Genomic DNA, 14,731 nt, shown 5'->3' with positions numbered 1-14,731 from the left:
TTTTTTTGGGTAATTCCTAACTTTTAAGATCAATGTAGATTGACAAAAATGAGATGCACCCAGTTCTCGAACTTGTTTCACTCGATGCCAGACGGGAAAATAAGCACAAATCTAATTATACTCATTAGAATATAAATATCAACGACCACGATTTAAAACTCTTATGCGGGTAACTCTAAAATCGGCCTTGAGTGATAGTAATATCGACGCTAATCAAAGCAGCAGTCAACGTCAACTGATGCTATCGATCGCCGCCACCAGTGAACAGATTAACACAAATTTACCGATTAATCTTTGTTTAGTTCTTGATCATAGCGGTTCTATGCAGGGAAAACCCCTAGAAACGGTCAAAAAAGCGGCTTTAAGTTTAATAGAATCCCTCGGGGTTAATGATCGTCTCTCGGTGATAGCTTTCGATCATCGCGCTAAAGTTATTCTTCCCTCCCAATCTCGACAGGATGATCTGACCTTAATTCGCTCAAAAATTCAACAATTACAAGCGGGAGGAGGTACGGCGATCGATGAAGGGATAAAATTAGGTATTCAAGAAAGTTCCAGCGGCAGCAAAGGTTATGTGTCTCATATTTTTCTGCTTACCGATGGTGAAAATGAACATGGAGATAATCAACGCTGTTTAAAATTAGCCGCAGTAGCAGCTGAGTACGGTATCACCTTAAATACCTTCGGTTTTGGCGATCATTGGAATCAAGATATCCTAGAAAAAATTGCCGATATCGCCGGCGGAAGTTTATCCTATATCGAAAGACCCGAACAGGCTTTAATTGAATTTACTCGTCTGTTTAACCGTCTGCAATCTGTGCGGTTAACTAACGCTTTCCTGCAATTAGAATTAGATGCCCGGACTCATTTAGCCGACTTAAAACCCATCGCCCAAGTTGCTCCAGAAACTATAGAAATGAGCCTACAAAAAGAGGGCAATTTTTACATCACCCGTTTGGGGGATTTAATGATAGATGAAGAAAAAATTCTCCTCCTCAATCTCTATATTGACCAAATTCCCCCCGGTACTCACACCATAGCTAAAGTGAAGATTCGCTACGATGATCCCGCTTCCGGTCAAAAAGGACTAGAAACTGCGACTTTTAACCTTGATATCACCTCCCAAGCTCTCTATCAATCCCAATTAGACGAGCAAGTTCAGAAATCAATTCTCACTTTAGCCAAATATCGTCAAACCCAAATCGCCGAAGAAAAATTAAAACAGGGAGATCGAGCAGCTGCTGCCACCATGCTACAAACCGCAGCCAAAACGGCCCTACAATTGGGGGAAAAAAACGCCGCCACTGTCCTTCAAACTAATGCCACCCGTTTACAGGTGGGAGAAGAATTGAGCGAGGGAGATTTAAAGAAAACCCGCATTATTGCTAAAACAAGACTACAAACCGATGAATAAACCACTCATTGAAACAAAATCCCAATTCCTAGCAAAGCAATCATCACCCCGAAAATCGCCCGCAAGTTAATCCGATCCCCCATCATGGCAGCGATCGGCAGGACAAATAAAGGACTGGTAGCGGTGAGAGTTTGGGCAATACCCACAGGAGAGAATTTTAAAGCAGTTTGCTGTAACCATATCCCTAAAAACGTACTGCCAAAAGCGGTGACAATAATAATAGCAATCAGACGCAATGACCAGTTAATCGCTGGTGATGATTCCTGACGGCGAAAAAACATCAGAATTAACACTATTCCCGTCCCCGCTAACAGACGAAAAAGGGTACTCTGCAAAGAAGACATTCCCGACTCTACCAGTGCCTGACGAGATAAAACCGCCCCCACCGCTTGGGAAATCGCCGCAATTAAAGCCCAGGGAATTCCCTGCCGCCAGGGGCGTTGACTATTGATTTCGAGAGTTTTTTTCGGAAATAACCCAAGCAACCCCGAAAATGGTCAAAATAATGCCAATATAAGCCGATATTTTCAGGGATTCCCCCAAAAAAGTCGCCGCTAGAATCGCCCCCAAAGGAGGCGAAAGGGTTTCTAACAGTAGGGTTTTTCGCGGTCCCAAATAATTAAGGGCCGTAAAATAGGCCGTGTCACCGATTCCAATACCAATTGCGCCACTTGTCAAGAGTATAAATACCGAACTTTGCTGATTGATATCGCGCCATTGTCCGGAAACGGGCAGCGTCAGGGCAATTAAAGCGATCGCGACTACTCCTTTCAGAAAATTAAGCAATAAAGGTGGGATTTTCTGGCCTAATAGACTATAAATCGCCGCAGAAACCGCCCAAAGCGCCGCCGCACTCAAAGCCGCTATCTCTCCCGTTAAATTTTCACCGAGACTAAATCCGTCGAGCATTATAGCAGTTTTTATTAGGATGAGGCATAGGCAAGGAGCTTAAGCCCCTTGTTAGCAAAACTTGTCGATACCTTAGTAACGTCAAAAGCGCTACATATGTATAGTGCGCCTAATTGATTTGTAAACGGGTAGGCTCTAGAAGTCAAGTGTAGCACGACGGCAAACGGAGGGTTTTTACATTTCATTTAGGTGCGCTATATCATCAATTGTTATGGTTTAAATTGATAAAATCCTTTCTGCTACAGCAAAGAAGAATTCGCTCGACGTGATAATGAGATTTATCAATCTCAGGTGCGCCGGGAAGATTGTAGCAATCAACATTGAAACAGGGGCTTTTGAAGTAGCAAAAGACAGCCTCACAGTTTCCGATCAACTTTTAGCCCGATTGACCGATGCTCAAATTTGGTTCGTAAGAATCGGACATCGAGCAGTTCATCGAGTCGGTTTGATTGGGGCAAATTTATTTCAATAATTAATCGACTCTACGCTTGTTTTTGCACAATCTTCTCACTCAATTCTAGGAAGGTGAGACAATACTGGATTAATTACTAATAACTTAATATCTTATAGAGTTTTTCAAAAAGCTTGAGTTGGGTTAACGATCAGGAAACCTAGCTATTTTCTAACCAAACGATTAAGAAACAGTTATGTTATGATTTTCAGAGTAAGCCTGAGATGATAAGACACCATGAAAAATCGCATCTTTACTATTATTTTGTACAAAGAAGATAATATGTACATTGCTGAATGTCCAGAAGTTGGTACAGTAGATCAAGGAGAAACAATTGAGCAGGCAATTGCTGGATTGAAAGAAGCCACACGGCTTTACCTAGAGGAATTCTGAAACAAGCCCAAGTCACAGTTGAAGAGTTCATTGAACATCTGTAAAGTCTGACAAATCACTGCACTCGACGTGATCCCAAAAATATTTAGTCCTCCCAGAGAACCCCCCTTGAGCCACATAGCACACTTTTCTTTTTTTGTCAAATTTTATGTTAAGAAAGATGTAACTAATGGATAGGGGGACTGTCAAAGATTAACCGTCTTCGTATTCGGGGATTCTCTCTTTTTTCTTCTCGGTGATATTGATGCGGGGGGGATTATAATCCGGTTCCACGTCATCATCCCACATATCATCCTCGGCCTTATCTTCGTAATCGTCGTACTGAGGACGAGAAAAGCTTTCGGTGCGTTCTAAGCGAGCTTCTCCCCAGTTATCTTCTTCTTCCTCGTATTCTTGCTCATAATAACGAGCTTCGGCCCGTTTTTGCGGTGGAGGATTGGCCCGCAGGGGTTCTTTTTCCCATTCGTCTTCACTCCAGCGTTCTTCAACGGGTTTAGCGGCCTCCACAGGAGTGCGGAGGGGAATGCCCGTACCTAACTGATTTTCTGGGCGAGCAGCGGGAGTATAATAAGCTTCTTCCTCTTCTCTTTCCCAGGGGGGACGACCAATACCCAAACGTTCCAACACTCCCACACTAACTTGGGTGAGACGTTCTTCGGCCCCTTCAAAGACGATTAAGCGATTCGGACCGCTGCTAACCACTTCTTCAATGGCAATTTCGTAGGTGCTGATTAATTGTTCGGGGATAAGAGGCAATCCTAGGGAAGCGATGATAATGGAATGTAATTGACCACTAAGGGGATCAAATTGATAATCGCGGACTTTGCCTAAAGGTTCGCCGGTTTCCGTGATCACTTCACTACCGATTAAGGGAGTATAAGCATCGATATCGACGGATTCTAGGACGTTATCATCTTCCACGAGAACCACGTCTCCTGTCTGACTGATGCTCGATAAATACATATATTGAGGCATTCCCGACAAGGAGAGGATATTATCGCGGAGTCCCAGGGCAACTACTTCTCGTTGATCGATATCTACTAGGATATCTTTAACAACGCCGAGTTTTTTGCCTGTATTGCGAGTGATAACCTGTGTATTTAAAAATTCTGAACGTAAGCGACTATTCTCTGTGATCATTTTTTCCTATGGGTAGGCGTTAGGGCGTGGGAATACGAATTATTGTAGGCTTAATATATAGGGCGAAATTGAGGGTTAATTTACCGATATTAGCTTAGATCTTAAAGTTCCCTGAGATTAACACTTTTTTTGGCCTTGTTTGGGCGATAGTTTTGGGTGATAGATAAGGTTAAACCTATTTTAGCTAATTCTTTACATTTTTTTAGTAACAACAAAGCAGGAGCTAAAGAGAAACTCCCTAGGCTCCTGCTGTCTAGATTCTGATTACATAGTTAAGGACTGCACCTCAGTTTCGATCAGTTTAGCTAAGTCTTGCAGGAAGGAGGCAGCATCGGCCCCGTAGATGACTCGGTGGTCACTGGTGAGATTAACCGTCATCTGTTTTTGCACTCCGAATAAACCATCTTTGTTGACAACGATTTGGGGACGGGAAGCACCCACGGCCAGGATTGCACCTTGGTTGGGGGGTAAAATAGCGGTAAAGCGATCGACTCCGAACATTCCCAGATTAGAAATGGTAAAAGTACCGCTATTGTATTCTTCTGGTTGCAGTTGTTTACTGCGGGCGCGATCGACTAAATCTTTCCAACTGCGGGAGAGGGAATAAATATCCATCTGGTTAGCAGAGCGCAAAACCGGCGTAATTAAGCCACCATCGGGCATAGCCACGGCTACAGCCACGTTAATCGCCCCGTGGTATTGGATTCCTGCGTCGCTATAGCTGGCATTAACTATAGGATGTTTAGCGAGGGTGTTGGCTACTGCTTTTGCTAATAGGGCCGTCATCGTGACACCCTTGGATTTTAGCTGTTGATAGAGTTGATCCAGTGGGTCGGTGGTGATAGTGTAGCCCACTTGGAAGGTGGGAACCTGTAGGCTAACCGACATATTCTGAGCGACGGCTTTTTGCAGAGTGGTGAGGGGAACAGTCCGACCGACGACTGGGGTGCTGACCGGAATCGGGGCTTTAGGAGCCGCTACAGGGACGCTGACGGGTTGCGGGGGAGTAAAGACGGGAGCGGGGGCGGTGCTGACTTTTCCTGTCGCTTTTTCTACGTCTTCGGCGGTAATTCGTCCATGGGGACCGCTACCCACTAGGGTTTTCAGATCCACTTTTAATTCTTTAGCCAGTTTTTTGGCCCTGGGAGAGGCGACTAAACGGCCATTCTCTTTAACGGCGGCGACGGGGATCGAAACGGGAGGCGGAGCGATTTTTGGGGTCTCTACGGGCTTGCTAGGGGTGGCTGGGGCGGTTTTTCCCTGAGCTTTGACCAGTTCAATTTCCTCTTCAGTTTCGGCAATATAGGCGATCGCTTCCCCCACGGGTGCTTCCTGGCCAGCTTCGACTAAAATTACAGCGAGATAGCCATCATAAAACGATTCCACGTCCATGTCGGCTTTGTCGGATTCGACCACTAACACCGTTTCCCCTTTGCTGACTTTTTCCCCGGGGGACTTGACCCAAGAAACTATTTTTCCTTCGGTCATGGTGGAACTGAGCGCGGGCATGAAGATATCTCGAATCATGGTGGAGTGCTTCTATCTCTAATGTTTTGAGCCATAGCGCATTTTACCACAGTTGATGAGGTTGGGGGTGTGGGATGTGGGGTGTGGGAATTACTTATCCCGAACTGACGTTATTTAGAATGCCAAAAGGTCAGGAAAAACGACCCGAGGCCACACCAATCAGGATAGTAACCCCGAAAAAGAGACGATACCAGACAAAAACCCAGGTACTCTGTTTTTTGAGATAATCTAATAACCAAGCGATCGAAAGATAGGAAAATATCGCCGAGGAAATTACCCCAATACCCAGGGGAATTAATTCACTGGTGTTAATTTGGTCGAGAACGCCTTTAAATTCCACTAAACCGGCTAAAGTTATCGCTGGAATCCCCAACAGAAAGGAAAATCGCGCCGCTACGGCCCTTTCTAAACCCATGAATAACCCGGCAGTTAAGGTGGACCCAGAACGAGACACCCCCGGTATTAGGGCTAAAGCTTGGGCTAATCCCATTAAAACCCCGTCTTTTTGTCGCAAAGTCTCGAAACTGCGTTTATGTTTCCCGATTTTTTCGGCCGTACCTAAGAGTAAAGACATGACTATGGAGGCACAGGCGATCGCTGTCATGCTTCTCAGGGGGGAGTTATCTAAATCGGGAATGAAAAGTTTCATTAACAAACCGAAGAAAACGATCGGAATTGTGCCTAGGATAATCCCCACGGCTAAACGAAAATCCTGGGAACGATAATCGGAACTAGCCACCGCTTTCACCATTCCCGTGGATATTTGCCTTAAATCCTGCCAAAAATAGGACAATACCGCCGCAATACTGCCCAATTGAATCACTGCTGTATAGGTGACACCGGGATCTCCCCAACCCAAAAAGACGGGAATCGCTTTTAGATGAGCGGTACTGCTAATCGGCAAAAATTCCGTCACTCCCTGCACAAATCCCAAAAAAATCGCCTGTAACCAGTTAATTTTTGCCAGAGGTATGGTGCTAGTGGTTGATTGGGCAATGACGGCGGGTGTAATCGCCAAAATCACCGTTATTATCGCTAGTCCTAGCCATTTATAGCTTTTTTTCAGTAAGGAAAACATCATTTTTGAGTAAAAAAAGGGTTGGGTGTTGGGTGTGGGGAGAAGTGGGAATTATGAATTATGAATTATGAATTATGAATTATGAATTATGATTGGGGTTCTTCGGCTTGTATTATGCAACGTACAGGATTATAAGGGATGTAACCCTTATATAGAAAAGCATTTGTCGATTTTTGTCAATTGTTTTCGATCTAGAGCGAACTAATCAATTAAATCTCTTGCCAGATAAGGATTTAGTCAATTTATGCCCCCTATCGAACCATACCAAGTAACGAAGAACCTGAATTGGGAGGTGGGGAAGTGGGGAGAAGGGAGACAGGAGACAGTATACAGGAGACAGAAGTAACTGATAACAACGGACGAATCTAAAACCTTATTTGTTCAGCTAAAAGCTTTGATGTACTTAGTTTCTAATCTTCTTTTTAGGTGGGAGAATTGCCAGATTCTTTCTTGGAGGCTCTTGCCTTCAGTAACTAATTTAAGTATAAATACCTGTTGACAACTCATAGTCGTTATGAGTACACTTAATTTAGACAAACTCGAAATGAGTACGACTTAGCCATTAGGAGTTGAAGATTATGCTACCAAACCGAGAAGGACAGAGAGTTCCCGATGTCACCTTTCCCGTGCGTCAAAATAATCAATGGGTGAACATCACCAGCGAGGAATTATTCAAAGGAAAAACCGTTGTTCTTTTTGCCTTACCCGGGGCATTCACTCCCACCTGTTCCACCTCCCATTTACCCGGATATAACGAATTAGCCCCAGTTTTTCGGGAAAATGGCGTAGATGCTATTGTTTGCTTGTCGGTGAATGATACCTTTGTCATGAACGAGTGGGCAAAGGACCAAGAATGTGATAATGTCGTCTTGATTCCCGACGGTAACGGCGAATTTAGCGCAGGAATGGGGATGTTAGTCGATAAAGCTGACTTAGGTTTCGGTAAACGTTCTTGGCGCTATTCGATGCTAGTCAAAGATGGTGTTATCGAGAAAATGTTCATCGAACCGGAAGAACTGGGAGATCCTTTCAAAGTCTCCGATGCGGAAACGATGTTACACTACATCAACCCAGAAGCCAAAAAACCGCCTTTAGTCTCTCTTTTCTCGAAAGTGGGCTGTCCCTACTGCCTCCGGGCTAAGAAAATGTTAGAAGAAAAAGGGCTACAATACGAAGAAATTATCCTCGGACGCGATGCCACCAGTCGTTCTCTGCGGGCCATGAGTGGCAACACCACCACCCCGCAAGTCTTCATTAACGGCCAATTAATTGGCGGTTCGGAAGAATTAGCGGCTTATTTAGGAGCATAATTAATCAGTTAGACCTCAAGTTATCTTTCCATCCGGGTTGTGTCAGCCAAGGTAAAACGAGAGCAGAAGCTCTTGAAAATATCAGAGATGCAATTATCGCCTGCCTTCAAGTTCGTGCAGAACGTGGGCTACCGCTAACGATTGAAACTCACCAAGTAGAGGTAATGGCATAATCATGTCCTCTGCTCTTCCTGTTCTCAGCGGACGTGAGGTAGTCCAAGTATTTGAAACCTTCGGCTGGCAAGTTGCGCGTCAAAGTGCAAGCCATATTATCATGGTTAAGGAGGGCGAATAGGTAACACTCTCTGTTCCTGATCATCGTGAAGTGGCAAAGGGTACGCTTCGTAGTCTTATTCGTACTGCTGGAATTACGGTACAAGAATTTGTTTCTGGCATGAGATGAGCGATAAGAGAGGTCTAACAATTCGAGTGCAGCGGACGGACGAGGGCTGCTGATGCTCAGTTCCAGGTTGTCTGATGCCGCTGATTCGAGCCGTTACTTGTACTGAGCGCATTGGAAGTATCAGTTATCAGCTACTTGTTTTCCGAATTAATTGGCCGTTTTTCAGTTTATTATCAACGTCCAATAGGATCAAAATCAGTCCCTTATGCACCCACAAAAATTATCGAGTATTTGTTAACTCATCAAGGAGAAAGATTATGGTAGCCACTCCAGTCAAAACCAAAACCACGGGACAATACTACGCCACCCGCATCGATTTAGCATTAGATATCCGCAAAGCTATGGTTGAAATCCTAAGCCAAACCCTTGCAGCTAGTTTAGACCTAAAAACTCAGGTTAAACAGGCCCACTGGAACGTCAAAGGTTTAAATTTCTACCAATTGCACAGCCTCTTCGACGAAATGGCCACGGAATTAGAAGGCTATGGGGACATGGTAGCAGAACGGATTACTGCTTTAGGTGGAACCGCTTTGGGAACAGCACGCATCGCCGCTGCTAACTCGATTCTGCCAGAATATCCGGCTGATATCGTCGATGGTAGTGAACATCTCGTTGCTTTAGCCGAACGTTATGCTTTATACGCTGCCCATCTTCGTTCTGCTATTGATAGCACTGGCAATCAAGGGGATGCCGACACAGCGGATCTCTATACGGAAATCTCCCGGGACATCGATAAACGTCTCTGGTTCCTAGAAGCGCATCTGATTAAATCGGAAGATGTTATCGGTTAAATATAGATAAATTTGGGGTGTGTTAACGTAGCTTAATACACCTTAAATTCTCGTAATCGGTAAACGTAGCCAATCACTTAACGGTGGACTTTAAAAATACCCTGCTGATCATGACCTTGAAAATCGGTTCTAAAGTCAGGGTAAGCGCATCTTAACCATCCTTGACAAAATGAACTTTATGTAAGTTGCTTACCCAGGGAGCAATTCAGCCATATTTGAGGAGCATTGTCCATCTCAATTGTTAAGCAAAAATCGACCAAATGTGAGGATTTTGTAACTATTCTGATTGACTGATATCACCTGAAATGCCCACATTGATAAGCTTTTCCTGACTTATAGCGTTTCCTAAGCTAGTGAGGTAAACATATTTTTCTTGCCTTTTGCCTAAAACCCATAACTTTTGTACCTCAGCAGACTGAAAAACACTATAGATTAATTTTCAGTTGTTTTTCTCTGAAAAACTCGACATCTTCACTATTACAATTGAGTGCTAACCCTTTTTGGCTCAATGTTAGAGGGGATAAAAGACTCAACAGGGTGAGAAGCATTCCATTGCTTTCCAGACTTGACGTCGAATTGGTTTCATGTCGCTATCTTCCCCTGTTGAACCAGTTGAGAGGGATAATATAGCGTTTTCCAATCTCATGAGGTACACCAAAATCTTAACTCCTGACTCCTCAAAACCTCAGACTTTGTACCTCACAACTATGGGAATTGCTATATCACCCCCCTCTTGGTATCGATAGCCGGCGATCAGCCACCCAAAACTAAAAGATAACTGCTGTATTTCAATTGTTACAGTTTATTTTAAATAAATCAAGAGATTTAACCCCGGAATCGTGCGGGAGAGAGTCCAGATAAGGAGAGTGATATAAAAGATGCCGATACCCCATTGATACCAAACTAAAAAAGAAACAATGGTGGGTAATTCTTGATCGCGAACTCGCCAATCATTAAAGCCTAATTTTAGCAAATTATTGAGACTTAAATCGTAATAATTTAACCAATTCCAACGCTTTTGCCAAGGAATAGGAGTATAACGATCGCGAAAGAGGGGAAATTCGGGAACCACGGGTAAACGGGTGATTAATAAGCGTAATTGTCGCATACTACCATCTTGCAGGAAATAGGAACTATCCATTAAATCGTGATAGCGTCCCCGACGATAAAGTTCGATAATTAAAATTAGGGGCAAGGGAACAAGAATTAGGGCAATAGCTGTTAAAGTTAGTAGGGGACGACTGGCAGATTGCAGGATATTAAACACACCAGAAAGGGTGAGGATAATATAGCTAGTTACCATACAAAAGATTTCATAACCATTAGGAATTACTGGTTTAGGAGTGAGGCGACGCACGCGATCGATTAACCAAAATAAACAGCCAAAATAGGCAAAAATTATAATTCCCGTGCCGAAAACTAAACTAAAATTTGTACCATCTTGACTTAAGAGTAATAGTAAAGTAAGGAAAGAAGTATGCAGAAAATCAGCTACCCAAGTGAGGTTAATTAGGCGAATAATTGAGATATTCTTCAGCTTTTTTCTTAACTGTTGTAATCGCAATTTTTCAGTTTTGTATTCAATTTGATTAGCATCGGCAATTTGTTCTAGGGAGCGAAAATTACGAACTAAATTTCTTAAAACTGTTTCATTTCCTGCTAGGTTTGGTAAATAAATTGCTTGACCAATTACTCCTCTATCTCCTAGTATTTTCGCTTTATCGGAATCAAAAGCTAATCCCGATACACTTAAATAACTATTTTTAGTAAAAGTAGAATTACTAAAATCTACCTGATCTAAAAGTTTCACATCTTGAAAACTAACCACACCATTAAAATAACTAGACCGGAAAGCGCCTGATTTTTCAAAAGTGGCATTTCTAAAGGTTAATAAACTTAAAAATCTACTCTTAGAAAATAGCGGACGATCTCGCCATTGACTTTGGGAAAAATTGGCTTCTTTTTGCCAGAAAGTACGGGTAAAATCTGCGGGTTTATCGTATTTGGTTTGATCAAAATAAGCTTCGGCAGTAAAATGACTGCGATGGAAATTAGTAACACTTTTAAAATGGGCCGTGCGAAAGATAGCTTTATTTAAAAATTGACTTTGACTAAAATTTACATCTCCCATAAAAGTGGCTTGGCTAAATTTAGCCACCCTAGCAAACCGAGATTCTAACCAATTACTTTCACGACTAAATTTTGCTGCCATTGCTTCGACAATTTGCAGAAAAAAGGTCTTAGAAAAGTCCACTTCTCCCATAAATACGGTTCCCTGCAACTTCACCGGTCCACGAAACACTGTGACATTAAAAACCGGTTCATCGCTATCGAATAAAAAATTTTCGTCCTGTTGTAATAACTGTTCTTCCGTGGGTGATAACAAGGTAGCGAGAGCTACTTTTGTTAAAGGAGTCGGTAAACCCAGACGGGAAGCGATAAAGTTGCCTTGAATTAAGGAATTACTAAAATCTAAACCTAGGGGTTGTTTAGCGCGATTAATTTGACCTTGAATCTGTTGATAAAATTGTTCTTGCAGTTCTTTATTTTCATCGCGGATATCGATAACTAAATTGGCTAAATTAATGGTAGTCATCCCTTCTTTAAGGACGGGTGCGCTTAAACGTTCCTGCAATAAAGTTACTGTTAAGGGAACTCTATCCATTACTGCCAAACCAGGGAGAGAATGTAAACAGAAAAACAGAAAAACAATGATTAGTGACCAGCAGCCTTTCAACAACGCACCCACGACAGTTATTTTCCTAAACAAGCTTGAATAGCCATTTCTAAATCCTCTTGGTTTAAATCAGTGATAATAAAGACTTCCTGAACACTTTTTCCTGTCCTCGCAATCAGCTTAAAACCACCACGAATCGGCACTGAGATCCGCAATTGTAATCGCGGACAATGACCTTTTGAACGAGAAAGTACCCCGGGGGTGACAGTGGTGATTCCTTGATAAGTAATTAACTTTTCTAATACCGCAATCAACCCCGGGATATGAGTAGAATGATTCCAAACTAAGCGACCATTATTCATAATTATACGGCCTCTAGGGGAGCCATGGTTAATCCTTCCCGTCGCAATTGTTGGTGATAAAGTTCCGCTTGTTCTTGGGGACCGGTCCAGACAATTGCCTGTCCTTGGTAGTGAACTTGATTAGTTAATTCCCAAGCTCGATCTGTAGTCATATCCGGGATATATTTAATTAAACAATTGGCCACATGATCGAAGGTGTTAAAGTCATCGTTGAGAACAATAACTTTATAGTTGGGATAAGTCTTTTTGACCACTTGAGTGGACTTATCTAAGGTGGTACTAGGTGCGCTGGCCATAAAAGTTATAATAGGTCAAGGTTTTTGCGGTTAAATTCGAGCATTTTGACAACAATTAAGCGGCAAAAGCCACAGAATTATTCTTCAAAACTTGGTGATAGTAATTTAATAACTGTTTGGTGGCCGCTTGCCATGCCCATTTTTCCGCTTCTAAACGCGCATTTCGTCGTAATTCCTCTCTTTCTGCCTTAGCGGTTAGTAATCTTTGGGTAGCACTAATTAAACCCTTTTCATCCCTAGGATCGAAGAGATGACCATTAACTCCATCGGTGACAATATCGGGAATTCCCCCCGAATTTGCCGCCACTACCGGACAACCGGCAGCCATAGATTCTAAGAGTACCAAACCGAGGGTTTCTGTGCGTGAGGGAAAAAGAAAAGCATCTGCGGAAGCAAAAGCGGAGGCTAATTCTAACCCCTGTAAATAACCGACAAAATGGGTATTTGTATCGGCAAAATGACTTGTTAAAGCTTCCCGATGGGGACCGTCTCCCACAATGGCAAATCTTGCTTCGGGAATCGCTTCTAAGACTGGTTTAATGCGATCAATTTCTTTTTCGGCCGACACTCGACCAACGTATAATAAGAGAGGACTATCGGGGTTATTTTGGGATAATTTCAGTCTCATAGCCGGGGATTTTAAATGAGGTTGAAATAATTCCGTATCGACTCCCCTTTGCCAAAGCTCTACCTTTTCAATGCCACGACTAGATAATTCTTGTACCATAGCGGTGGAAGTGCAGAGATTTAAACTTGCTTGATTGTGGGCCAATTTTAATAATTCCCAGAGTAATCCTTCTAGGGAACCTAACCCGTAGTGCTGTAGGTATTGGGGGAGATGGGTATGATAGGAAGCGACGAGGGGAATGTTCATAGTTTTGGCAAAATAAATGCCTCCCACCCCTAAAATAGCCGGGTTAACCACATGAATAATATCAGGTTTGAACCTCTCTAAAGCTTGACCGACTGAAGGCCGGGGGAAAGCCATTTTTAATTCCGGATATAGGGGTAAGGGAATCCCTGTAACTCCATGAATCTTAGCACCTTTGTACTCTTTTAAACCGCCATCGGGAGAGAAAACTAATACCTGATGACCTAATCTTTGTAGGTGTTCTACGGTATGTTTAAGACGGGTGACAATGCCATCGATTTTCGGTAAGAAAGTTTCTGTAAAAAGAGCAATTCGCATAGAGAAAACAAGGTTAAGTAATAATTAAGGGCAAGCTTTTTGAGATAGCTAGGAATAATTACTGAATTTCTCAAGGCAATTAACTCCCCAATTAATCATAGATCAGAAAGGCCAAAGGTTTTAATCACTCGATCGCTTCCTTCGATAACCACCGTCGCTCGATAATTATCGCCGATTGCTGCTGTCCATAATTGCCATTCCCCCGCCACATTGTCTAATTTTAAGGGATTAAGGCCCACTTCCACTCGATCGAGTCCCCCGCTAATTCCCGTCCCCAGTGCCTTTAAATAAGCCTCTTTTGCCGTCCATAACTGAAAAAATAACTTTTCCTTCTCTGCGGACTTTTCAACAAGCTCATGTTCCCTAGCACAAAAAAACCTTTTTGTCAAGCTATCTAAATCTTTCATCTGGCGCATTTTCTCTAAATCTACCCCAATGCGAGCGGTTAAAGTCAAGCCACAGATTGCCATCTCCTCGGAATGGGAGAGATTAAACTGCAATTGGTAGTTAATACTCGGTTTTCCCCGTTCACTGTAGATAAACTCGATTTTTTCGGGACTTATCGCCAAATATGACCCTAAAATCTCCCGTAAATATCCCCTAGCCACCAAAAAACGCCGCTTGTGTTGGGGAAAATGGTAACGATTAGCTCTAATTATTTCATCTTCCGAGAGCAAAGAAGCCAGTTTTTCTCGTCTATCCCCAGAGGGATCAAGACTGATAAAATAGAGATGAACCTCATCGGTAGATATAAACATTAAACTCAGAAGCGATCAAATAATTAATTATCG

At 42.8% G+C, this 14,731-nt stretch carries 12 protein-coding genes and 4 pseudogenes; 7 read left to right on the top strand and 9 right to left on the bottom strand.

Annotated features, from left to right (window positions below; genetic code table 11):
• Nucleotides 1-163: 163 nt before the first annotated feature.
• Complete coding sequence (locus tag ACE3JL_RS13600) at nucleotides 164-1,414, top strand: VWA domain-containing protein (protein ID WP_271989932.1); 1,251 nt, start codon at nucleotides 164-166, stop codon at nucleotides 1,412-1,414.
• A gap of 5 nt (nucleotides 1,415-1,419) precedes the next feature.
• On the opposite strand, the pseudogene ACE3JL_RS13595 reads toward ACE3JL_RS13600, so the two are convergent.
• Nucleotides 1,420-2,323 (bottom strand): annotated as a pseudogene (locus ACE3JL_RS13595) (DMT family transporter).
• Between the two features lie 276 nt (nucleotides 2,324-2,599).
• Between ACE3JL_RS13595 and ACE3JL_RS13590 the strand changes: the two are divergent.
• Together ACE3JL_RS13590 and ACE3JL_RS13585 are read left to right on the top strand one after the other, a co-directional pair.
• Nucleotides 2,600-2,795, top strand: a pseudogene (locus ACE3JL_RS13590) (hypothetical protein).
• Between the two features lie 216 nt (nucleotides 2,796-3,011).
• The gene (locus tag ACE3JL_RS13585; RefSeq protein WP_272013619.1) at nucleotides 3,012-3,167 is read left to right on the top strand and encodes a type II toxin-antitoxin system HicB family antitoxin; all 156 of its coding nucleotides are present in this window, start codon (nucleotides 3,012-3,014) and stop codon (nucleotides 3,165-3,167) included.
• 192 nt (nucleotides 3,168-3,359) lie between these two features.
• Here ACE3JL_RS13585 and ACE3JL_RS13580 read toward each other — a convergent pair whose 3' ends face one another.
• The 3 genes from ACE3JL_RS13580 to ACE3JL_RS13570 all read right to left on the bottom strand — a co-directional run bounded on the left by ACE3JL_RS13580 (nucleotide 3,360) and on the right by ACE3JL_RS13570 (nucleotide 6,915).
• Nucleotides 3,360-4,307 (bottom strand): PRC-barrel domain-containing protein, encoded by a 948-nt coding sequence (locus ACE3JL_RS13580; RefSeq protein ID WP_002787651.1) that lies wholly within the window; start codon nucleotides 4,305-4,307, stop codon nucleotides 3,360-3,362.
• Between the two features lie 264 nt (nucleotides 4,308-4,571).
• Nucleotides 4,572-5,834: a dihydrolipoamide acetyltransferase family protein gene (locus tag ACE3JL_RS13575; protein WP_375327708.1), complete on the bottom strand. Its 1,263-nt coding sequence runs from the start codon at nucleotides 5,832-5,834 to the stop codon at nucleotides 4,572-4,574.
• Nucleotides 5,835-5,964: 130 nt separating this feature from the next.
• The gene (locus ACE3JL_RS13570; RefSeq protein WP_271989921.1) at nucleotides 5,965-6,915 is read right to left on the bottom strand and encodes an undecaprenyl-diphosphate phosphatase; all 951 of its coding nucleotides are present in this window, start codon (nucleotides 6,913-6,915) and stop codon (nucleotides 5,965-5,967) included.
• Nucleotides 6,916-7,490: 575 nt separating this feature from the next.
• Between ACE3JL_RS13570 and ACE3JL_RS13565 the strand changes: the two genes are divergently transcribed.
• The 4 genes and pseudogenes from ACE3JL_RS13565 to dps all read left to right on the top strand — a co-directional run bounded on the left by ACE3JL_RS13565 (nucleotide 7,491) and on the right by dps (nucleotide 9,416).
• Nucleotides 7,491-8,222: a glutathione peroxidase gene (locus ACE3JL_RS13565; protein WP_375327707.1), complete on the top strand. Its 732-nt coding sequence runs from the start codon at nucleotides 7,491-7,493 to the stop codon at nucleotides 8,220-8,222.
• Nucleotides 8,223-8,254: 32 nt separating this feature from the next.
• Nucleotides 8,255-8,395, top strand: a pseudogene (locus ACE3JL_RS13560) (type II toxin-antitoxin system HicB family antitoxin); the annotation flags it as partial.
• Nucleotides 8,396-8,397: 2 nt separating this feature from the next.
• Nucleotides 8,398-8,625, top strand: a pseudogene (locus ACE3JL_RS13555) (type II toxin-antitoxin system HicA family toxin).
• A 257-nt stretch (nucleotides 8,626-8,882) separates the two neighbouring features.
• Nucleotides 8,883-9,416 (top strand): DNA starvation/stationary phase protection protein Dps, encoded by a 534-nt coding sequence (gene dps, locus ACE3JL_RS13550; protein ID WP_271989912.1) that lies wholly within the window; start codon nucleotides 8,883-8,885, stop codon nucleotides 9,414-9,416.
• Between the two features lie 802 nt (nucleotides 9,417-10,218).
• Here the strand turns inward: dps and ACE3JL_RS13545 are convergent.
• The 5 genes from ACE3JL_RS13545 to ACE3JL_RS13525 form a co-directional block, all read right to left on the bottom strand.
• A complete protein-coding gene (locus ACE3JL_RS13545) occupies nucleotides 10,219-12,165 on the bottom strand; it encodes a pentapeptide repeat-containing protein (protein ID WP_375327706.1) in 1,947 nt (648 codons plus the stop codon).
• Nucleotides 12,166-12,170: 5 nt separating this feature from the next.
• On the bottom strand, nucleotides 12,171-12,455 hold the full coding sequence (locus tag ACE3JL_RS13540) for a DUF2103 domain-containing protein (protein WP_271989908.1): 285 nt from the start codon (nucleotides 12,453-12,455) through the stop codon (nucleotides 12,171-12,173).
• 2 nt (nucleotides 12,456-12,457) lie between these two features.
• Complete coding sequence (clpS, locus tag ACE3JL_RS13535) at nucleotides 12,458-12,751, bottom strand: ATP-dependent Clp protease adapter ClpS (RefSeq protein ID WP_375327705.1); 294 nt, start codon at nucleotides 12,749-12,751, stop codon at nucleotides 12,458-12,460.
• A 55-nt stretch (nucleotides 12,752-12,806) separates the two neighbouring features.
• Complete coding sequence (locus ACE3JL_RS13530) at nucleotides 12,807-13,940, bottom strand: glycosyltransferase family 1 protein (RefSeq protein ID WP_002782662.1); 1,134 nt, start codon at nucleotides 13,938-13,940, stop codon at nucleotides 12,807-12,809.
• A 95-nt stretch (nucleotides 13,941-14,035) separates the two neighbouring features.
• Complete coding sequence (locus ACE3JL_RS13525; RefSeq protein ID WP_271989905.1) at nucleotides 14,036-14,698, bottom strand: 4'-phosphopantetheinyl transferase superfamily protein; 663 nt, start codon at nucleotides 14,696-14,698, stop codon at nucleotides 14,036-14,038.
• Nucleotides 14,699-14,731: the final 33 nt, after the last annotated feature.

The sequence above is a fragment of the Microcystis sp. BLCC-F210 genome, from assembly GCF_042134685.1.
Lineage (GTDB): Bacteria > Cyanobacteriota > Cyanobacteriia > Cyanobacteriales > Microcystaceae > Microcystis > Microcystis aeruginosa_D.
This window is presented reverse-complemented; position numbering and strand designations above follow the sequence as displayed.

Excerpts from the sequence above, each read along its gene's own strand:
- ACE3JL_RS13600 (WP_271989932.1), top strand. The coding sequence starts at position 164 with ATGCGGGTAACTCTAAAATCGGCCTTGAGTGATAGTAATATCGACGCT.
- ACE3JL_RS13585 (WP_272013619.1), top strand. The coding sequence starts at position 3,012 with ATGAAAAATCGCATCTTTACTATTATTTTGTACAAAGAAGATAATATG.
- ACE3JL_RS13580 (WP_002787651.1), bottom strand. The coding sequence starts at position 4,307 with ATGATCACAGAGAATAGTCGCTTACGTTCAGAATTTTTAAATACACAG.
- ACE3JL_RS13575 (WP_375327708.1), bottom strand. The coding sequence starts at position 5,834 with ATGATTCGAGATATCTTCATGCCCGCGCTCAGTTCCACCATGACCGAA.
- ACE3JL_RS13570 (WP_271989921.1), bottom strand. The coding sequence starts at position 6,915 with ATGATGTTTTCCTTACTGAAAAAAAGCTATAAATGGCTAGGACTAGCG.
- ACE3JL_RS13565 (WP_375327707.1), top strand. The coding sequence starts at position 7,491 with ATGCTACCAAACCGAGAAGGACAGAGAGTTCCCGATGTCACCTTTCCC.
- dps (WP_271989912.1), top strand. The coding sequence starts at position 8,883 with ATGGTAGCCACTCCAGTCAAAACCAAAACCACGGGACAATACTACGCC.
- ACE3JL_RS13540 (WP_271989908.1), bottom strand. The coding sequence starts at position 12,455 with ATGAATAATGGTCGCTTAGTTTGGAATCATTCTACTCATATCCCGGGG.
- clpS (WP_375327705.1), bottom strand. The coding sequence starts at position 12,751 with ATGGCCAGCGCACCTAGTACCACCTTAGATAAGTCCACTCAAGTGGTC.
- ACE3JL_RS13530 (WP_002782662.1), bottom strand. The coding sequence starts at position 13,940 with ATGCGAATTGCTCTTTTTACAGAAACTTTCTTACCGAAAATCGATGGC.
- ACE3JL_RS13525 (WP_271989905.1), bottom strand. The coding sequence starts at position 14,698 with ATGTTTATATCTACCGATGAGGTTCATCTCTATTTTATCAGTCTTGAT.